General features: G+C 44.9%; 22 protein-coding genes and 1 other annotated feature (1 of these 23 only partly in view). Of the genes, 4 read left to right on the top strand and 18 right to left on the bottom strand.

The features are described from left to right. Positions 1 to 401 precede the first annotated feature (401 nt). Positions 402 to 542: a YrzI family small protein gene (locus tag ACTSEZ_RS14120; RefSeq protein ID WP_081414168.1), complete on the top strand. Its 141-nt coding sequence runs from the start codon at positions 402 to 404 to the stop codon at positions 540 to 542. A gap of 43 nt (positions 543 to 585) precedes the next feature. Continuing rightward, positions 586 to 726 carry a YrzI family small protein gene (locus tag ACTSEZ_RS14115; RefSeq protein WP_081414169.1) on the top strand — a complete coding sequence of 47 codons (141 nt, stop codon included), beginning with the start codon at positions 586 to 588 and terminating at the stop codon, positions 724 to 726. A gap of 542 nt (positions 727 to 1,268) precedes the next feature. Here the strand turns inward: ACTSEZ_RS14115 and sigK are convergent. After that, entirely contained in the window at positions 1,269 to 2,009 is a 741-nt protein-coding gene (gene sigK, locus ACTSEZ_RS14110; protein ID WP_029279504.1) for an RNA polymerase sporulation sigma factor SigK, read from the bottom strand. Positions 2,010 to 2,227: 218 nt separating this feature from the next. Here sigK and ACTSEZ_RS14105 point away from each other — a divergent pair, with 218 nt between their 5' ends. After that, positions 2,228 to 2,992 carry an SGNH/GDSL hydrolase family protein gene (locus tag ACTSEZ_RS14105; protein ID WP_369734798.1) on the top strand — a complete coding sequence of 255 codons (765 nt, stop codon included), beginning with the start codon at positions 2,228 to 2,230 and terminating at the stop codon, positions 2,990 to 2,992. Between the two features lie 48 nt (positions 2,993 to 3,040). On the opposite strand, the gene ACTSEZ_RS14100 is transcribed toward ACTSEZ_RS14105, so the two are convergent. From ACTSEZ_RS14100 to ACTSEZ_RS14080, 5 genes are all read right to left on the bottom strand, one after another. Beyond that, positions 3,041 to 3,289, bottom strand: coding sequence for a YrhC family protein (locus ACTSEZ_RS14100; RefSeq protein ID WP_369734797.1), 249 nt, complete (start codon positions 3,287 to 3,289; stop codon positions 3,041 to 3,043). A 78-nt stretch (positions 3,290 to 3,367) separates the two neighbouring features. After that, complete coding sequence (locus ACTSEZ_RS14095; RefSeq protein WP_369734796.1) at positions 3,368 to 4,501, bottom strand: bifunctional cystathionine gamma-lyase/homocysteine desulfhydrase; 1,134 nt, start codon at positions 4,499 to 4,501, stop codon at positions 3,368 to 3,370. A gap of 1 nt (position 4,502) precedes the next feature. Then, positions 4,503 to 5,426, bottom strand: a complete 924-nt coding sequence (locus ACTSEZ_RS14090) for a PLP-dependent cysteine synthase family protein (protein ID WP_369734795.1) — start codon at positions 5,424 to 5,426, stop codon at positions 4,503 to 4,505. A gap of 82 nt (positions 5,427 to 5,508) precedes the next feature. After that, the gene (mtnN, locus tag ACTSEZ_RS14085; RefSeq protein ID WP_369734794.1) at positions 5,509 to 6,207 is read right to left on the bottom strand and encodes a 5'-methylthioadenosine/S-adenosylhomocysteine nucleosidase; all 699 of its coding nucleotides are present in this window, start codon (positions 6,205 to 6,207) and stop codon (positions 5,509 to 5,511) included. Positions 6,208 to 6,269: 62 nt separating this feature from the next. Further along, positions 6,270 to 6,911: a class I SAM-dependent methyltransferase gene (locus tag ACTSEZ_RS14080; protein ID WP_369734793.1), complete on the bottom strand. Its 642-nt coding sequence runs from the start codon at positions 6,909 to 6,911 to the stop codon at positions 6,270 to 6,272. Between the two features lie 359 nt (positions 6,912 to 7,270). Here ACTSEZ_RS14080 and ACTSEZ_RS14075 point away from each other — a divergent pair, with 359 nt between their 5' ends. After that, positions 7,271 to 7,471, top strand: a complete 201-nt coding sequence (locus ACTSEZ_RS14075) for a DUF2536 family protein (RefSeq protein WP_369734792.1) — start codon at positions 7,271 to 7,273, stop codon at positions 7,469 to 7,471. Positions 7,472 to 7,499: 28 nt separating this feature from the next. On the opposite strand, the gene ACTSEZ_RS14070 is transcribed toward ACTSEZ_RS14075, so the two are convergent. From ACTSEZ_RS14070 to alaS, 12 genes are all read right to left on the bottom strand, one after another. After that, positions 7,500 to 8,195, bottom strand: coding sequence for a YrrS family protein (locus tag ACTSEZ_RS14070; RefSeq protein ID WP_369734791.1), 696 nt, complete (start codon positions 8,193 to 8,195; stop codon positions 7,500 to 7,502). A 54-nt stretch (positions 8,196 to 8,249) separates the two neighbouring features. Next, positions 8,250 to 9,992: a peptidoglycan D,D-transpeptidase FtsI family protein gene (locus ACTSEZ_RS14065; protein ID WP_369734789.1), complete on the bottom strand. Its 1,743-nt coding sequence runs from the start codon at positions 9,990 to 9,992 to the stop codon at positions 8,250 to 8,252. Between the two features lie 57 nt (positions 9,993 to 10,049). Further along, complete coding sequence (greA, locus tag ACTSEZ_RS14060; protein WP_282032990.1) at positions 10,050 to 10,523, bottom strand: transcription elongation factor GreA; 474 nt, start codon at positions 10,521 to 10,523, stop codon at positions 10,050 to 10,052. A gap of 319 nt (positions 10,524 to 10,842) precedes the next feature. Further along, positions 10,843 to 11,478 carry a uridine kinase gene (gene udk / locus ACTSEZ_RS14055; RefSeq protein ID WP_029279486.1) on the bottom strand — a complete coding sequence of 212 codons (636 nt, stop codon included), beginning with the start codon at positions 11,476 to 11,478 and terminating at the stop codon, positions 10,843 to 10,845. 4 nt (positions 11,479 to 11,482) lie between these two features. Next, the gene (locus ACTSEZ_RS14050; protein WP_369734788.1) at positions 11,483 to 12,751 is read right to left on the bottom strand and encodes a peptidase U32 family protein; all 1,269 of its coding nucleotides are present in this window, start codon (positions 12,749 to 12,751) and stop codon (positions 11,483 to 11,485) included. 33 nt (positions 12,752 to 12,784) lie between these two features. Next, entirely contained in the window at positions 12,785 to 13,714 is a 930-nt protein-coding gene (locus tag ACTSEZ_RS14045; protein ID WP_369734786.1) for a peptidase U32 family protein, read from the bottom strand. Beyond that, the gene (locus tag ACTSEZ_RS14040; protein ID WP_369734785.1) at positions 13,707 to 14,369 is read right to left on the bottom strand and encodes an O-methyltransferase; all 663 of its coding nucleotides are present in this window, start codon (positions 14,367 to 14,369) and stop codon (positions 13,707 to 13,709) included. The genes ACTSEZ_RS14045 and ACTSEZ_RS14040 overlap by 8 nt, the downstream gene beginning before the upstream one ends. 181 nt (positions 14,370 to 14,550) lie before the next feature. After that, complete coding sequence (gene mltG / locus ACTSEZ_RS14035; RefSeq protein ID WP_369734783.1) at positions 14,551 to 15,678, bottom strand: endolytic transglycosylase MltG; 1,128 nt, start codon at positions 15,676 to 15,678, stop codon at positions 14,551 to 14,553. A gap of 200 nt (positions 15,679 to 15,878) precedes the next feature. Further along, complete coding sequence (locus ACTSEZ_RS14030) at positions 15,879 to 16,166, bottom strand: DUF1292 domain-containing protein (RefSeq protein ID WP_029279476.1); 288 nt, start codon at positions 16,164 to 16,166, stop codon at positions 15,879 to 15,881. Between the two features lie 31 nt (positions 16,167 to 16,197). Beyond that, positions 16,198 to 16,614, bottom strand: coding sequence for a Holliday junction resolvase RuvX (gene ruvX, locus ACTSEZ_RS14025; protein WP_029279474.1), 417 nt, complete (start codon positions 16,612 to 16,614; stop codon positions 16,198 to 16,200). 1 nt (position 16,615) lies between these two features. Continuing rightward, entirely contained in the window at positions 16,616 to 16,882 is a 267-nt protein-coding gene (locus ACTSEZ_RS14020; RefSeq protein ID WP_029279472.1) for an IreB family regulatory phosphoprotein, read from the bottom strand. Between the two features lie 112 nt (positions 16,883 to 16,994). Beyond that, positions 16,995 to 19,628, bottom strand: coding sequence for an alanine--tRNA ligase (gene alaS / locus ACTSEZ_RS14015; protein ID WP_369734781.1), 2,634 nt, complete (start codon positions 19,626 to 19,628; stop codon positions 16,995 to 16,997). A 68-nt stretch (positions 19,629 to 19,696) separates the two neighbouring features. Continuing rightward, positions 19,697 to 19,707, bottom strand: a binding site (T-box leader) (it continues 198 nt past the right edge of the window).

Genomic DNA, 19,707 nt, shown 5'->3' with positions numbered 1-19,707 from the left:
CGGCCGAACTGGTAAACGGTAATTATCCTATTGTCCTTACCGCCGCAGGTTGAGTAGCATCATCCTGCGGCGTTTTTATGTCCATTTTTATAAAACGCGACACGCCACAGGTATGCCCTGCGGCGTTTTTGTGTTCTCTGGGGATTTTGAACAGCCTCTCCAGTGGATTGCAGCGGAAGGAACTTGACTCCTTGTCCAGCTGCAGCGCTCAGGCTCCTCTGTCAGAACAAAACGGGCGCTTCCGCTTTTCTACGGGATGAAGAGGGCACTGAAGATCCCCCAAGCGCAGCGAGGAAGCTTCAGGCACTCCCCGCGGTAATCTTGTCCCTGGAGCGGAAAGGAACGGTATCGTTTACCAAAAACCTGAACTCATTTTTAACATTTCAAGGAGGTGAGAAAAAATGACGATCAACTTACTATTTGTATCACTTACAATCAACCGCAGAAAACAGACGCTTGAACAAGTGCAGCATGAAGAACAAGTTTTCAAATCTTATGAAGCCATGCAGAATAAATGCTTCCAAATGTATAACGGCATCTAATGCACAGCCAAACTCATCAAGAAACAGCAGGAGGTGAAACTATATGACGATCAACCTTTTGTTTGTAAGCCTGACAATCGAACGCAGGAAAAAATCAATCGAAGAGATCCACCACGAAGAACAGGTCTACAAATCTTATGAAGCCATGATGAACAAATGCTTCCAAATGTATAACGGAAACTAATACCCAACCATACTTAAATAACGAAAGGAGAGAGCGAAAATGATGATTCAAATGAAACTCAGAATGCACCTTAATGTGGAGAAGGATACCGCGTAGCACGAAAAGCGGAATCGCCTTGCTCAGCTCCGAAGGTCAGAAAAGGATTCGCCGCAAAAAGCCGGGTTTGCTTTTTGCGGCGAATCCGTTCTGGCCGAGGAGTTAGGCGATGGAGCTGGACACCACGAAAAGCGGAGCCGACTGTTCAGGCCAGGCAGTCAGATAAGAAATCGCCCGAAAAGTCCGGGTTTGACTTTTTGGGCGATTTTGTTCTGACAGAAGGACTAGGAGGCGGAGCTGGACACCACGAAAAGCGGAATCAGCCGTTTAGCTCCGGGAGTCAGATAAGGAAGCGGCGGAAAAGGCGCTTTTTGCCTTTTTTGACGATTCCGTTCTGACAGAGGAGTTGGCTGATGGAGCTGGACACCACGAAAAGCGGAGCCGACCGAAATCTCATAAACCAACGCGAAAAAGCGAAGATCTTTTTAAAAAGATCTTCGCTTTTTTCATCCCTTCCCCTTTTGCCGGCCCTTCTGCTGGCCCTTTTTTTCCTTTTCCGCCCGGTAGAATTCGTGGAACATCTTCATGAGTGCCCTCTTTTCGATCCTCGACACGTAGCTCCTTGAGATGCCCAGTTCCTTAGCGATTTCGCGCTGCGTTTTCTCTTTTTGCAGGTCAAGGCCGAATCTGCCTACAATCACTTCTTTCTCCCGCTCATCCAGAATATCGATAAATTCTTTTACTTTTTCAAGTTCCATGTTCAGCTGAATGGTATCGATGACGTCTTCTGACTCAGATTTAAGCACGTCAATCAGGCTGATTTCATTCCCTTCTTTATCCTGGCCGATCGGATCATGAAGGGAGACATCCTTTTTGGTTTTCTTTAATGCTCTCAGATGCATGAGGATTTCATTCTCAATACATCTTGCCGCATACGTAGCAAGCTTTGTGCCCTTGCCTTCTGAATAGCTCTCAATTGCTTTTATCAGACCAATCGTGCCGATTGAAATAAGGTCCTCCGAGTCCTCGCCTGTATTCTCAAATTTCTTGACGATGTGCGCCACCAGCCGCAGATTGTGCTCGATCAGCATATTACGGGCATGCTCATCCCCTGTTGCCATCAGCCTTAAGTATTTTTTTTCTTCGCTGGCTGACAATGGCTGAGGGAAGGCATTGTTTTTGACATAAGATACTAAAAAAACCAGCTCTTTTAATAAGTACCCTAATGCAGCTAAAACTCCTGACATTGACCCACCTCCACGAACAGATTGTAGGCAGCTGCCTATAATCAAGTCTATGTCCGGAAGGGTGTGAAAGTGTCTGTACTACGAAAGATTGCGGAAGTCCTTCCATTTTTTCACCAAAAATTAAGCGCATACATTATGACATTTTTGAAAACTCTATTGATTCTTCCTTCTTTTTCATCAATAATGAATGCTGGTGCTGTCAAGCCCTTAGCCATCTTATGTTGGAGGTTGTTTTTTTGAAAAAATATTTGTCTCTAGCCGCTTTTCTTTTGTTTTTTCTGCTGCTGATCAGCTGCGGAAACCGTTCAGATAGATATACCATTGTAGCCTTTGGCGACAGCAACACGCGCGGAGCAAACTGGACCATTCGAAATTATCAGGATACAGATAAATGGGTAAACCTGGTCAAATCCACTCTCCCCGTAAACGATGGACAGACGTTCATTCATAATGCAGGAATTGGAGGAGAAACGACCGAGGATGCAAGAAAGCGGTTTAAACGGGATGTGCTGAACACAAAACCCGACCTTGTTTTCATCATGTTTGGAACGAATGATGCTGTGATTCTGCCAAATGGGCAGCCAAAAGTCACACACAGCCGCTTCAGGGAAAATCTGCTTTATTATGTAAATGAGATTAAAAAGAACGGCGGAAAGCCCGTTCTGATGACATGCCTTCCTATCGTTGAAGGAAACGGCCATGATAAGCTTTACTACACGAGATATCCGAAAAAACTCTATTCCCATACAGACGGGGCACGGAACTGGCATAATTCCTATAATGACATTACCCGTGAAATTGCGTTTAAAAATGACATCACCTTAATTGACAACTGGACTACTATGGTGCAGGCTGCAGGAGGCGACTCCGATGAACTGCTGCTGAAATCAGGAATCATTGACCCGTCCGGAAATCATATGACTCCTCATGGTGCAAAGCTGATCTATGAATCCATCTTAAAGAGCAAGGTGCTTAACCAATAAAAAGAACCCGTTCAGAGAACGGGTTCTTTTTATATTTATAGTAGAAGACTATGCCTGGTCCTGTTCATCCAGCTGTTTCTTATAATCGAGAGACCGTTTAAAGCAGTAAAAGGCTCCGATCAGGAAAAGTGCAGTTGTGCCCATCATCGTGTATTCCTGAATGTCGCCAGGCTGCCCTCCCTTTGCAGGAATGAGCATGCCGATATATAAAAATACGCTGACTGCAAGAAGGACAAAAGCATATCTCTTAAAGTCTGTCATTAAGTGCTTTACCTGTTTTGTATTCAAACCAATCACCTGCCTGAATATGTGTCTATAAAAACCTTAACATATCAGAGCAGGCAATGATGCAGGCAAATTCAGGCAACAGAGGAATTAGTTTAATGCACGTTTCAAATCTTCAACAAGGTCTTCCGCATCTTCAATGCCCACGGAAATCCGGACCAGGCCATCAGTGATGCCAAGCTCTCTGCGGCGCTCTGCAGGAATGGATGCATGCGTCATTTTAGCCGGAACTGAAATCAGGCTTTCAACTGCGCCAAGACTCTCTGCCAAAGTAAAGTATTTTACTTTTGAAAGAACTTCTTCTGCCTTTTCTTCGCTGCCGACATCAAACGAAACCATTCCGCCGAATCCGCCTGACTGCTTTTTCGCGATTTCATGATTGGGATGATTTTTAAGTCCCGGGTAAAATACTTTTTCAACTGCCGGATGCTGAACTAGAAAATCTACGATTGCTGCCGTATTCTTCTCATGTGCTTCCATACGTAAAGCGAGTGTTTTAATACCGCGCATCAAAAGCCATGAATCCTGAGGACCAAGTACTCCGCCTGTCGAGTTTTGAACAAAGTGAAGTTCTTCTGCCAGTTGTTCAGATCCTGCGACTACAAGGCCTCCGACTACGTCACTGTGTCCGCCAATGTATTTTGTTGCACTGTGCAGGACGATGTCAGCTCCCATTGAAAGCGGGGTTTGCCAGTATGGCGTGCTGAACGTGTTGTCTACGATTGTCAGCAGTCCGTGTTTTTTCGCAATTGCCGCTGCTGCTTCAACGTCCGTAATTTTAAGAAGCGGGTTTGTCGGTGTTTCGATGAACAGGGCTTTCGTGTTTTCTTTTACCGCAGCTTCAATTGTAGAGAGGTCACTTGTGTCAACGAAGGTAGAATCAATGCCCATACGGTTCAGAACTTTTGTCATTACACGGTACGTTCCGCCGTAGACATCATCAGTTAAAATCACATGATCTCCGCTGTCGAAAAGCATCATGACACCTGTTATGGCAGCCATGCCTGAACCAAACGCAAAACCTGCATGACCTCCCTCAAGGTCCTTGATCAGCTCTTCCAAAGCATGACGGGTAGGGTTTCCTGTGCGTGAATACTCGAATCCCTTGTGATTGCCGACCCCATCCTGTTTATAGGTGCTTACCTGATAAATAGGTGTTGATACCGCTCCTGTGTGCGGGTCACCGACAATGCCTCCGTGAATCATTTTTGTTTTCTGTTTCATGCTAGATTCCTCCTTCGTAAATCTTTTTGCTTAAATACCGTTCGCTGCTGTCAGCAAAGATCGTCACAATGTGTGAGCCCGGGGCGGCTTTTTCTGCCTCAAGAAGCGCTGCATGCATCGCTGCACCTGCTGAGCTTCCGACTAAAAGACCCTCTTTCATGGCAAGCTCTTTCACTCTTTTAAACGCGTCCGTGTCCATGACTGTATGAATACTGTCAAAATACGTTTCATCCATATAATCCGGGAGGAATTCCATTCCAATTCCCTCTGTTTTGTGCGGTCCGGATTCTCCGCCGTTCAAAATCGATCCCTCCGGCTCAACGATAACGGTTTTCACACCGGGGTTTACCTCTTTTAAATACTGCGCCGTTCCCATAAATGTTCCGCCGGTTCCTGCCCCTGCGAGAAACACATCGATTTTCCCGTCGAGCTGCTCCCACAGCTCAGGTCCAAGCGTTTTATAGTACGTCAGCGGATTTGCAGGATTCCCAAACTGCTGAGGGCAGTATGATCCGGGTATCTTCTCACAAAGCTCATGCGCTTTCTTAATGGCGCCCTTCATCCCTTCTGCAGTCGGGGTATTTACAACTTCTGCCCCGAGCGCTCTCATGAGATCCTGTTTTTCCATGCTGAATTTTTCAGGAACGCACACAATCACCTTTACATTCCTGCTGATTGCGGCAAGCGCAAGTCCGATGCCCGTATTGCCCGCGGTCGGTTCAATGATCGTTCCGCCTTTTTTTACTTTGCCTGTTCTTAGTGCTTCATCTATCAGTTCTGCGCCAAGACGGTCTTTAATGCTGCCGCCCGGATTCATAAACTCCAGTTTTGCAAACAGCCGTACGCCGTTTGGAAGCGGAAACTGTGTCAATTCCATCAGAGGCGTTCTGCCGATCAGTTCTTCAATGCCTTTTACGACTTTCATTCTGTCCACTCCTGTGATAAGAATGTCTGCACTCTTATCCTGTTATCCTTAAAAAAGAGGATCATTGCGATCCCCTCTGTTTTTAGCTTTTTAATGCACGGACAATGCTTAAAACGAGCTCTGCAGAATTTTTCGCAGCTGTTTCCAAGTATTGTTCGAATGATACATCCGATTCTTTACCTGCAATATCAGACAGGGAGCGGATGATGACAAACGGTACGCCGAATTGATGGGCAGTCTGGGCTATTGCCGCAGCCTCCATCTCAACAGCGTAAAGGTCTTCAAATTTTGTTCGGATGTATGCGACCCTTTCAGGATCATTCATAAACGAATCACCGGTGGCAATCAGACCTTTCACAACTTGAATGCCTTCCTGTTCTTGAGCCTGCTCGGCAGCAATTGCAACCAGCTTTTCATCCGGAAGGAAAGCAGCCGGCATGCCGGGCACTTGACCGTATTCGTAGTTAAATGCTGTCACATCTACATCGTGATGTCTCACCTCTGTAGAAATGACTACGTCTCCAACATTCAGGGAATGATGAAAACCTCCAGCTGAACCTGTGTTAATGACCACATCAGGTTTGAAACGGTCAAGCAGGATTGCGGTGCTTACTGAAGCATTCACCTTCCCAATTCCTGATTTCAGCAGTATGACGTCCATCCAGCTGTATGTTCCAGTTGTAAATTCGCTTCCTGCGATGGTTTCGGTTTTTGCATGTTCAAGCTGATCTCTTAAAATAGAAACTTCTTCTTCCATTGCTCCAATGATAGCTGCTTTCATTTATTGTTCCATTCCTTTCAAAAGGGGTTTTTGGCCGGCATCAGCCTGAAACGCGGCCGGTATTATTTTTTTACGGCTTCTATCAGCCACACAAATTCGTTGAGCTGCGTAAAGTCGGCAGTGAATGAATGTTTTTCAAGGATGCCGCGCATGACTGAATGTGTCGTGTAATATTCTGTTTCAAGGTCGGCTGCCAAGTTTAAGTAGTGCTGTTTTTTTGCTTTTTCGATCATGGCCTCATAAGCCTCCTGATCTTCAAACATTGTGTCAGCAAACACTATTTTACCACCTTTGCCGAGAAGACGGGCATAAATTGCGACAGCTTTCTCTTTTTCTTCATCTGTTAAATGATGAAAAGCATATGTGCTTACAACCGTGTCAATTTTCCCTTCTGGAACAGGGAAGGTGAGAAAATCACCGTCGCTGATCTGAGCCTTGTTTCCAAGCTTCTCAGCTGCTTTTTCTCTCATCGTCTTTGAAGGTTCGATTCCGTAGACCTGCTTTCCTTTTTGCAGCAGTTCTGCTGTCAGGTTGCCGGTTCCGACTCCGAATTCGAGGACGGATTTTCCTGATCTGGATGCTACGGCTTCAAGAATGCCGCTGTAGCCGCTGAACACTTCTTTATATTCTTCATCATGTCCGACTACTGTCGAATCATACGAGTGAGCCCAATCTTCAAATAGTTCTACAAATTCTCTTCCCATCATGCACCAATCCTTCGATGATAATTTAAATAATTCCTATGTGTATACTATGATTTAAAAATAGAACTGTTCTTAATTTACCACATGGTTTGTTTAACAGGCAATGAAAAGACTTTCCAGAAGGGTATTTTATGAGATATTCTATAGAAAAGCGGAAGCGCCCGTTTTGCTCCGGCAGTCAGATAAGAAATCACCTGAAAAGTCCGGGTCCCGCCTTTTTGGGGGATTTTGTTCTGACAGAGGAGCCTGAGCGCTGCAGCCGGACAAGGAGTCAAGTGCTTTCCGGTGCAATCCACTAAGGTTAAAACTTATATAACGTTATTACATAGCGGCAGAAGAATATATTGGAGGCATATAGTATGTTTAAACTGGAGTTCATCAAAGATAAAGTGGAATTTTTCGAGGCAGAGAAGCTTGCAGATCTTGAGAAGAAGATCAGCGAGCAGATTGAGATCAATAAAGCAATTCTGCTTGAGGTGCATTCGGTTTCCCACCAGATGCATGTAAGTGAAGAAGGAAGACGGTTTTACAGCGCTGCGGTCCATTTTAAGGCAAAGTAAAAAGGTGAGACGAGTGTCTCACCTTTTGTTAATTTTCAGGCTGTTTCAGTTTTTCGACTCTGACCGGCTTCCAGCCTTCATTTTCAACCCAGGTAATCTCTACTTTGTAATTTTGTGTTTTGTCTTTTGAAGAAATGGTTCCTTTTGCATCATTCGGACTGCCGTTGTTTCCGATAAACCAGATGGTCATATCTGATTCGCTCAGTCCAGTAGCATAGCTCATGGCCTGAATCATTTCTGCCCAGTCCTGTGAGCTTTTGTCATATTGGGCAACGTGAGGCTCAGATTGAGAAGTGCCGACCGGTTTCCAGCCTGGATTTTCAATAATCTGATCTGTGTTTGAATTCGGATCGCCTTCTGTTACGACAGGTTCTCCGGCTTCTTCATTTTCTTCGCCGTTTTCTTCGGCAGGTTCTTCTTTTTCAGCTTCATCTGCATCTTCTGTGCCGTTTTCTTCGCTGTTCTCTTCAGACGCTTCAGCTTGTTCTTTTTCTTTATCTTGTTGTCCTTTATTCTCATCATTCTTGACGGTACCTGATGCCGTCTCTTCGTTTGCTTTTTCTGACGCCTTTTCGCTGTCATTCCCGCCAAGCAGAAGCTGAGACCCAATGACAAGAATTAAAATGGCTACAATTCCAATTAAAATGTTCAGGACAACATTTGCTTTCCGGCGTTTATCACGGTTTTCAAAGCGTGATCCTTTACTTAGATTGCTCAAGTGCATTACACTCCTTTATCCCTCTAACATTCTGTCTTATTCTATCATTAGATTGCAATTCTATCTAGTAGAAGCATTTTCTAATCGGGATAATTCAGCTGCGACATCATAAAAGATGCTGTTGGCCGAGGATGTTTCACTTTGCGTATCCAGTTCAACAACCGCAAGGGCATATTTGGGATTGTTTGAAGGAAAATAGCCTGCAAACCATTTGTGGACAGTTTTATGTCCTGTTTCAGCCGTGCCTGACTTCCCCGAAACTTCAAATGGCAGCGACTGAAATCTTCTGCCGGTCCCGTCCTTATCTGTTACAACCAGCCTGAGCAAATGCTGCAGTTTGGATGCTGTATAAGGAGAGATGCCGTCACCTTCCATATCCTGATCCGGAAATTCAAACATGGTTGTCCCGTTTTTATAAAGAATGCTGTCAGCAATCTTCACCTGCTTTTTTTCTCCTCCGCGCGCAATCGTCGCCATCATGTTCGCTGCTGCAAGCGGGGTTACGCGGACGTTTTTCTGTCCGATTGCCGTCTGCGCCACAGCACGAAACGCTCCTTTATCACGCGGGTCATCCCAAATAGAAGGAGACTTCTCTTCAGGAAACTGCCTGAACTGGTTATAATGATACACATTTCCGCTCCAGCCATTTTTTTCAGTCAGACCTAATTTCCCTGCAAATTCTTCAATGGACTGTTTGTCTTTTTTGATCAGTTCGTCAGCTGTCGTTGTAAACGTGTAGTTGCAGCTTCTTGCAAAACTGCGTTCGAAGTTGAGGATTCCCATGTCAGAATTATCGTTATGTTTACCATACATATCCAGCTGGCAATTATACGAATTTTTCAGCTTCAGCCCGCTTTCAATCGCGGCAGCTGCAATGACCGTTTTAAAAACGGAGCCCGGAATTTGCGGGGTCAGCATATGGTTTATGTGTGAACCGGAGTCTGACCTTTCAAGCGCCGGCTTGCTTACCATCGCCAGCACTTCACTCGTTTCAGCGTCCAGGAGCACAAGTCCCCCTTTTTTGATGCCGTATTTCGTGACAATCTCATCCGCCATATTCTGTATCCTGCTGTCAATGGTTGTTTTGACGCTTACAGGATAAAAGGGATTTGCGTTTGCGATATACTTGACGTTTATGCCAAAAAGCGGATTTCCATCGCCGTCCACATGGTATAAAAGCTTTGTTTCTGCATCCGGAAGCAAAAATTCATCAAATGCCTTTTCAAGCCCGGTAAAGCCGACCTGCGTTTTGGAGGAAAGCTCCTTTTTATCCGGGTAGCGTTCTCTAAGTACATCCGGGCTTTCTCCTGTGATGCCGATGATATGATTTGCTGCTTCATCCTTCTTTTTTGCCTGCTGGTAAATGGCGAAAACCCCCGGAATCTCAAGGTCATTGATCTTATCCATTTGGGACTCAGTCAAGGTTATTCCTTCTGCAGAACCCATAATCAGCGGTTTGTCAGCATCCTCAAGCATGTTTTCAAGCTCATTAGCATAGTATCCGGTTATTCGCGCCAGTTTTTCTTTTGGCCACTCAATGTTTTTCAAAAACGGAAACAATACGAGTTTGGATTCCTGAAAATTTCCGACAGGAATCAGATTTCTGTCCACAAACCGGCCGCGGCCGTCGTCGATCATAACTTCCTGCGTTCTTTGGCCTACACTCTCTTCAATGAGATTGACGTTTTCTTCCCCAAAAGATTCTGTGTTTATAAGCTGGATGTCTGCAAGTCTTGCAATCAGCACAAGCATGCATATAAAAATAAAAGCGCCCGTCCATTTCATTCTCTTCTTCATTATCATCAAAAAAACACCTCGCCTTTGACTAGTGTCGACGAGGTGTTTTCTTATTAAACCTGCTTACTTAACGTTTGTGATTCTTACTTGCATTTCTCCGCCCGGAGTCTGCACGTTTACTTCATCTCCAACCTGGCGGCCCATGAGGCTCTTTGCGATTGGGGAATCATTTGAGATTTTGCCTTCAAATGGATCAGCCTCAGCGCTTCCGACGATTGTATATGTTTCTTCATCGCCGTTTGGAAGTTCAATAAATGAAATGGTTTTGCCGAGAGTGACAACATTTGAATCTGCATCGTCCACAATAATTTTAGCATTGCGGATCATATTCTCAAGTGTTGTTACGCGTCCTTCAACGAAAGCCTGTTCTTCTTTGGCTGAATCATATTCCGAGTTCTCAGACAGGTCTCCGAAGCTGCGCGCGATCTTGATTCTTTCTACAACTTCTTTGCGTTTGACCGATTTTAAGTATTCAAGTTCCTGCTCAAGCTTTTCTTTACCTTCAAGTGTCATAGGAAATACTTTTTCTTGTGCCATGATCTCACTCCTTCTAGTATAACTGCCCCCAAAATCAATTGGTATGTAAGACTGCACTGTGTTAACAGAGGAGCCGACTTGATCTGCTCCCGCCCGGTTTATGCATATGCTGAAGTGTCAGGTCATCTCAAAAACGACTGGCCGGGTATTTGCTATATGTAGCTTAAAAGCAAGCCCTGGGCTTGCTTTTAAGACATCGTTCTTTTCCCGATGAAGCTTTCCTGAACATGAGAATTTTCATCCGGTTCATAAAAGCTGTGAGAAACTTTAACAGCCTATACATAATATGGTCACAGTACTCTTTATCTATGCTATGTTATTACAAAATTGCGTTTAGTTCAAGAATTGTTTGAATCTTTGTAACCATAAGGTCGATTGCCACATGGTTCTGGCCGCCTTCAGGTATGATAATATCCGCATAGCGCTTTGTCGGCTCAATGAACTGGTTATGCATTGGACGGACAACGGAAACATACTGCTCGATGACAGAGTCAATCGTTCTTCCGCGCTCTTTTATATCGCGAAGCATGCGTCTGATGATCCTGATATCTGCATCTGTATCAACGTACAGCTTAATATCCATCAAATTGCGCAGTCTCTCGTCTTCAAGAACAAGAATGCCTTCAAGAATAATGACGTCTTTCGGCTCAACGAGCAGGACATCTTCAGAACGGGTGTGAAGCTTGTAGTCATAGACAGGCTTGTTGATGGCTTCGTAATTTAAAAGCTGTTTAATATGCTCAATCAAAAGCGTGTTGTCAAAAGCAAGCGGGTGATCATAGTTAGTATTCAGCCTCTCTTCAAACGGAAGATGGCTTTGATCTTTATAATAAAAGTCCTGCTCCAGCATTAAGATGGAATGGCCTTTAAAATAATCATAAATGGACTTTGTCACACTGGTTTTGCCGGAGCCTGAGCCCCCGGCTACCCCAATGACAATGGGCTTTTTCCCCATCGGTTCACTTCCCCTTCCGCATCATGTTATTTGGGAAGACTTTGCGGTCTGCTTTAAACGTCACGATTTGCAGAGGATGGCGGGCTGCATCAAGAACGTTTCCGTCTTCATCCCACAGCTGCTCAATTGTCTGCGTGAAGTTTTCCATTTCAGGGCCAAAGAATTCAACTTCGTCACCCGGCTTGAAATAGTTGCGCTGCTGCAGTGTAACCATGCCAGTCTCTTCATTGTAATCAAGAACAAGCCCAACGAAATCAAACGTTGTTTTCTTGCCGTGAATGCCGAACATTTGCTCCTCTGTTCCTGGAACGCCTTCAAAGAAAGCAGGAGCTGTGTCGCGGTTTGCACACTTATCAAGCTCATCAAGCCATTCTTTTTGGATGACAAAGTTTTCCGGATCAGCGCAATAAGCATCGATGACCTTGCGGTAAACACTGACTACCGTTGCAACATAGTGAATGGACTTCATGCGGCCTTCAATTTTCAGGCTGTCAATTCCAAGCTCGATCATTTTCGGAATGGACTGGATGAGATTTAAGTCTTTCGGACTCATGGCAAACGCAGCGTCATCTCCGCTGAACAAAGCTTCTTCCCCATTATCTGAGAGCTTGTAAAGATCGTAGTCCCAGCGGCATGACTGACAGCATCCCCCGCGGTTTGAATCACGCGCAGTCATATGATTGCTCAGTACGCAGCGTCCTGAATACGCAATGCACATTGCTCCATGGATAAAGGTCTCAATCTCAATATCAACTTTTTCTTTCATTTCTTTTATTTCTTCAGCGCTTGTTTCACGTGCAAGAACCACCCGCTCAAGTCCCTCTTCTTTCCAGAACTGAACAGCTTTCCAGTTCGAGAGAGACTGCTGTGTGCTTAAATGCACTTCAAGTTTCGGAGCTACTCTGCGGCATGTTTCGATAATCATCGGATCAGCCACGATAATGCCAGAAACGCCTGCTTCCTGAAGGCCCATCAGGTACTCTTCAAGCCCGTCCATGTTTTCGTTATGGGCAAAAATGTTGGTCGTAACATAAATTCTTGCACCGTATTTGTTTGCAAACTGCACACCTTCTGCCATTTCTTCCAATGAGAAATTATCTGCATTAGAACGGAGGCCGAATTCTTTTCCGCCGATAAAAACGGCGTCTGCACCGTAGTGAACGGCGATTTTTAATTTTTCGAGATTGCCTGCCGGCGCAAGCAATTCCGGTTTTTTCACAATGACGCGTTTGCCGTCTATGATCTGTGAAATGTTATCTGCAGCAGTCACCATCATTTATTCCTCCTTGTTTCATTCCAGCTTCTATTAATAAACGGTTTCTTTAAAGAAAAATCCTGTATCGAGCGGGCGGTTTTCAGGCTGAATGTCTTCAATTTCTGAAAGAAGATCATCTTTTACATTTTCATACTCATCGCGGTCTTCCACGCAGAGATCGATCGCCTTGCGGTATTTTTTAGTTACCTCAATCAAATACTCAGACGTTTGAAGGACACCGTCAATTTTGAAAGAGTCAATGCCTGCATCAATCATGTCAGAGAGCTCATCAATAATGCACATATCATTCGGGCTCATGATGTGTGTGCCGTTTTCGTCCTCATAAATCGGATACTTGTTGCTGCGCTCCTTGTCGTGCAGGAACATCGCTTTTTCACTCTGAATGTTTTCAATCTTCATTGCTTTTCCCTGGTATTCGAAGTAGTTTCCGATGAGGGAGCGTTTGGACTGGAACATGCATGTCATTCCGTGGACCTGAACTTCAATTTCCACTTCTGCATGTTCTTTCGTGTCGATAATCGATTCCATGCTTAACTCACGTGCAAGAACCGCCCGTTTTGCCCCTTTTCTTCCCCAATAATTGCATGTATACCAGTTTGTAGCCGTTGTTTCCGTATTCCAGTGAAGAGGAAGCTCAGGAGCAGCTTCTCTTGCGGCCATGAGAACGGCAGGATCTCCGAATAAAACAGCATCCACGTTGATTTCTTTCAGAAAACGAAGATAATCATACAGATCTTCTATCTTTTCGTTATGAAAAATCGCATTCACAGCGGCGTACACTTTTACATTTTTAGAGTGGGCAATGGCGGTTGCCTCTCTCATTTGGTCACGATTAAATTCACCTGCAAGTCTGAGCCCGAAGCGCTGTTCTCCGAGAACAAAAGCAGTGGCTCCTGCATCTGCAAGGGGGATTAAATCTTCCATCTTGGTTGGTGTGACAATTAATTCAGGTTTATTCATCTTGTTCACCTCGTTTTATACTTACGGCCATTCCGTCTCCGACAGGGAAAATCGCTGTGTGATAAGAAGGATGGGACATCAGCCATTCATTGTAGCTGCGGATTTTCCTGAGCAGTGCACGCCGTCTCCGGTGAAACGACATGTCCTCCTCTTCATTCGCAACAAGTCCTTTAAACAGGACGTTGTCCGTTATGATGCAGCCGTCTTTAGAGAGCATCGGCTCGTACATTTCAAAAAATCTCATATACTGACCCTTGGCAGCATCAATAAAAATCACGTCATACGGTCCTTTTTCAGCAATCTGCTCTTTCAGCTGAAGGGCGTCGCCGTGGAGAGCCGTTATTCTGTCACTGAGGCCATTTTCCGTGATATTCTGGGATGCCTGTTTGTAGCGTTCTGCATTTCGCTCAGCCGTAACAACTTCCGCTTGCGGGAGCGCCCTGCACATGCGGATGGCAGAGTAGCCGATGGCTGTGCCGATTTCCAGTATTTTTCTTGGCTGTTTCAGCACAAGGAGACTGATCAGAACTTCGATCCCTGTCTTTTCCATAATCGGAACGACGTGCTGTTCTGCATATTCCTCCATCTTTCTGATGGATTCATCCTGCTCGGGAAGAAGGCTTTCTATATATGTTAAAATTGATTCGTTTTCCATTGTCTTCTCCTTTAAACGCCGCACTGGCGGGCGTTCAGGTCTATCTTATCTCATGAAAATAAGAGTTCTACCGAAGAACTCTTGGCTGTATTTATCGTTTTGTATATCTTTGTCTTTGCAACTCGATATATTTTACCACAATAGAAAAGGGAATGCGAATTTTTTCGCCTTCCCCTGTTTCTTATTTATTCGTGATGTGTTCAGCTTTTGCTTTGTTATGTTCTGCAAGTGTTTTCGTGAAAATCACTTCGCCTTTTTTCGTTGCGAGGAAATAGAGATAGTCCGTCTTGGCAGGCTCGATTGCCGCCTTCATCGACTGGGTTCCCGGATTTGCAATCGGTCCCGGCGGAAGTCCCTGTACTTTGTACGTATTATAGGGTGATTCTACTTCAAGATCTTTGTAAAACACGCGGTCTTTATGCTCTCCAAGTGCATAAAGCACGGTAGGGTCGGTCTGAAGCGGCATTTTTTTGCTGATCCGGTTATAAAAAACGCTTGAAATCTTTTCCCTGTCAACTGACTGGGTCGCTTCTTCTTCGATGAGAGATGCCATCGTCAAAAACCTGTGAACCGGCATATTTTTTTCTTCGAGCTGGTCTGCATAAGGCTTGACCACTTCATCTGTTTTCTTGATCATTTCTTCTAAAATCAGATCAAGCGGAGGTTTTTCCTCATAAAACGGATAAGTTGCCGGATAAAAATAGCCTTCAAGCGGGTACTTAATATCCTGGCCGTAGATTTCTTTTGTCACGGTTTCCGGATATTTTTTCTGCATAGCTGAAATAAATTCTTTGCTGTTCATTCTGTTCAGCACTTCTTTTTCAGGGTAGCCTGAATGTTTGGCAACCTGTGCTGCAATCTGTGTGAGCTGAATGCCTTCAGGGACGGGAATTTGAAACACAACGTCTGTTATCACCCGGCCTGATTTGAGGCTTGCTATGATATCTTCAAGTTCCATCGCCGGAGTAAGTTTGTAGTCACCAGCCTGAAAACCTGATTCGTTTTTAAATTTCACATAGTATTTGAAAACCCGTTTATCTTTAATAATCTTTTTTTCTTCCAGAATAGCCGCAATGGATGAGACAGATGAACCTATAGGTATCTTTACATTCACTGCTTTTTTATCTGTTTCATCAGCCGGCTCAAGCGCGGATTTGATATATAAATAGCCTCCGCCGATCAGCCCTGTCATAGCTATAAGCAGCACAGCGACAACAATCAGGACAATCTTCCGGATGACTCTTGCTTCCTGCTGTTTTTCCAGGAGTTTGTGCTGCAATGTATGTTTGTTCGAATCTCCCTCTGACATTATGGACGAGCTCCCCCTTTCATCATCATGATTATACTACATAATGACCATTTTTTCGCCAAATTCCACCACATTTTTACGGGAGCGCCTGTTCCATCCCGCAAAAACAGAAAATTTCCCCTTTCAGGAGTGTTCCCTTTATACGGTATTAAAAGCAAAAAAATAAACCGTCAAATGACGGTTTATTCTCATCTGACGATTTAGTTTTCTTCCTCTTCGTTGTCAAGGAATGTATTCAGCATTTCTTCTACAAGATCCCACTCTTCTTCTGTTTCGATCGGAGCAAGTTCCCCGTCAACGCCGTCTGCAGTAGGCTCAAAGCTGGATGCATGAATTTCAATTTCTTCCTCGTCATCCTGTTCTCCAAGAGGATAGTAAAGGACGTAAGACTTTCCGAACTCTTCAGATGCGAAAGTGAAAAGAATTTCGCAAAGCTGCTCGTTGCCGTTTTCGTCTACTACTGTAATTTGTTTTTCTCCGTGTTCCATGTAAGTCACCTCATCTATAATTTGCTGCCGGTTAGTTCAGGCTGTCAAGGTAGCCCTGAAGGATCATGACGGCAGCCATTTTATCAATTACCTTTTTTCTCTTTTTTCTGCTGACATCCGCTGAGAGCAGAACACGTTCTGCAGCCATCGTGGATAATCGTTCATCCCAGAGGATGACCGGGATGCCGAAGGTTTTTTCAAGCTTTGAAGCAAACCTCTGGCTTGCTTCTCCCCTTGGTCCGACCGTTCCATTCATGTTCTTTGGAAAACCGAGGACAAATTTCTCTGCATGATGCTCATTTACAATCTGAGTCAGCCTGGGAAGCCCAAAATTCCCTGCTGTTTCATCAATTTTAATTGTCTCGATTCCCTGTGCTGTCCAGCCAAGTTCATCGCTGACAGCGACTCCGATTGTTTTGGAGCCATAGTCAAGCCCGATAATTCGCATATTAATCCTCTCTATGATGGTGTAAGTACGATTTGACCAATTCCTCAATGAGTTCGTCGCGCTCAAGCTTGCGGATTAAATTTCTTGCATCGCGATGCCGCGGAATATAAGCGGGATCTCCGGAGAGAAGGTAGCCGACAATTTGATTGATCGGATTGTACCCTTTTTCCTTTAAGGCATCATAAACAGTGAACAGCACTTCATTTACGTTCGTCTCCACTGCTTCCTCAGAAAAATTAAACTTCATTGTTTTGTCAAAGGAACTCATCACACGCACCTCTTTCCCAGATTCGTCTGTTTGAATCTGCTTGTCCATTCTTATTACCATTCTACACTAAGTATGGAAATTATAAAACGGATTTCCCTTGAAGGAAGAAAAATCAGACGCTTTTCACCCATTCTGAAGCATATTTCAGGGCACTTTCAAGTTTTTCAGGGTCTTTTCCGCCGGCCTGAGCCATATCAGGACGTCCTCCGCCGCTTCCACCGCACCGAGCCGCGACTTCTTTGATCAGCTTGCCGGAATGATAGCCTTTCTTAACTAAGTCACCTGTAACTCCAGCAGCAAGACTGACTTTCCCGTCATGGGCAGCACCGAGAATAACAACAGCTGATCCAAGTTTTTGCTTCAGCTCATCCACCATAGAACGCAGGCTGTTCATGTCTTTTGCACTTACTTTGCTTGCAAGAAGAGTAACTCCGTCAATTTCGGCAGCCTGGCTCAGCAAGCTTCCAGCTTCTACGTTACCCAGTTTAGCCGTCAATGATTCATTTTCCCTCTGAAGAGAACGAACTTCCAGAAGCAGCGCGTCAACCCGGTTTGCAGCATCTTTCGGGCTTGATTTAAGTTTTCCTGCAACGTCTGAAAGGATAGACAGCTGATCTTTGACAAGCTGGTAAGCGCCTTGTCCTGTTACAGCTTCAATTCTTCGGGTGCCTGCGCCAATTCCTGATTCAGCGACAAGTTTAAACATCCCGATGGACGCTGTATTGTCAACATGGCAGCCGCCGCAAAGCTCAAGGCTGTAATCGCCAACTTGAACGACCCGCACAATATCTCCGTATTTCTCTCCGAACAGAGCCATTGCACCCATTTCTTTTGCTTCAGCGATCGGCTTAAGCTCAATATTTACTCCGATGCTTTTCCAGATTTGTTCGTTGACGATCTGTTCAATTTGCTCAAGTTCCTCAGGCTGCACCTGTCCGAAATGAGAGAAGTCAAAGCGGAGTCTTTCCCCTGTTACAAGGGAACCTGCCTGATTGACGTGTCCTCCAAGGACATCTTTAAGAGCCTGATGCAAAAGATGCGTCGCTGTGTGATTTTTAATAACGGCACTGCGTGTTTTTTCATCAACAGAAGCTATTACCTCGTCATTTGTTTTCACTGTTCCGCTTACAACAATGACCGTATGAAGGTTCTGGCCGTTTGGCGCTTTTTGGACATGCTTGACCTGAAGCTTCACAGCATCACTTTCAATTGTCCCCTCATCTGCGATCTGTCCGCCGCTCTCTGCATAAAATGGCGTTTCATTCAAAATCAGCTGCACTTCGTCTCCTTCATGCGCTTCATTGATGATCTCTCCGTTTTTCAAAAGAACGGAAACGGCAGCTTTTGCTGTAAGGCTGCTGTAGCCGACAAACGTGCTGTCTGCTTTGATTTCGCCGAGCACTCCGCCCTGAACCTGCATCGAATCAACATCCTGCCTTGCAGCACGTGCGCGCTCCCGCTGGCCTTCCATCTCTCTTTTGAAGCCTTCATGATCGATTTCCATCTGCTCTTCCTGTGCATATTCCTCTGTTAATTCAACAGGGAAACCGTACGTATCGTAAAGACGGAATACATCCGCACCAGGAATAACTGAGCTGCCTTTCGCCTTTTGAACTTTGACCACTTCCGATAAAATAGCCAGGCCGTCATTCAGTGTTTCATGGAAACGTTCTTCTTCGTTTTTAATCACTTTTTGGATAAATTCCGTTTTAGCCTGCACTTCCGGATAAAAATCAACCATGATTTCTCCCACAACCGGAACGAGATCATACATGAACGGACGGTTGATGGAAAGCTTTTTGGCATACCTTACAGCACGGCGGAGAAGACGTCTCAGTACATAGCCGCGGCCTTCATTAGAAGGAAGTGCTCCGTCACCGACCGCGAATGTCACTGTACGGATATGATCGGCAATCACTTTAAAGGCTTCATCTTTTTCAGCATCCACGCGGTATTTTTCGCCGGATGCGTTTTCTGTTGCGCTGATGATCGGCATGAACAGATCTGTATCGAAGTTGGTCGGCACATCCTGGATGACCGAAACCATCCGCTCAAGGCCCATGCCTGTATCGATGTTTTTCTTAGGAAGCGGAGTATACGTTCCGTCTGAATTATGGTTGAACTCAGAGAACACAAGGTTCCACACTTCAAGATAGCGTTCATTTTCGCCGCCCGGATAAAGCTCAGGGTCCTGCGGGTCATTTCCGTATGACTCTCCACGGTCGTAGAAAATCTCTGTATTCGGTCCGCTCGGGCCTTCTCCGATATCCCAGAAGTTGCCCTCAAGACGGATAATCCGTTCTTCCGGAACACCAATTTTATCTTTCCAGATCAGGAACGCTTCATCATCTTCCGGATGAATTGTAACCGAAAGCTTCTCAGGGTCAAAACCGATCCAGTTCTTGTCCGTCAGAAATTCCCATGCCCATTCAATCGCCTCTACTTTAAAGTAGTCGCCGATGGAAAAGTTGCCCAGCATTTCAAAAAACGTATGATGGCGCGCCGTTTTTCCGACGTTTTCAATGTCATTTGTGCGGATTGATTTCTGCGCGTTGCAAATTCTCGGGTTTGCAGGGATCACCCGGCCGTCAAAGTATTTTTTTAATGTAGCAACCCCGCTGTTGATCCATAATAGCGACGGATCTTCATGCGGCACGAGAGATGCACTTGGTTCAACTGCATGTCCTTTTTCTTTAAAAAAGTCAAGGAACATTTGGCGTACTTGCGCTGAGGTTAGTGTCTTCATCTTTTTTCCTCCTTTTAATTAAATGCAAATAAAAAACTCCCGCCTCTGTGAAAATCACGCTTGATTTTCACAGGGACGA

The sequence above is a fragment of the Metabacillus mesotrionivorans genome, assembly GCF_052171315.1.
Lineage (GTDB): Bacteria > Bacillota > Bacilli > Bacillales > Bacillaceae > Bacillus_P.
The sequence above is the reverse complement of the archived record's forward strand: the minus strand, read 5'-3'. Positions and strand labels throughout refer to the sequence as shown.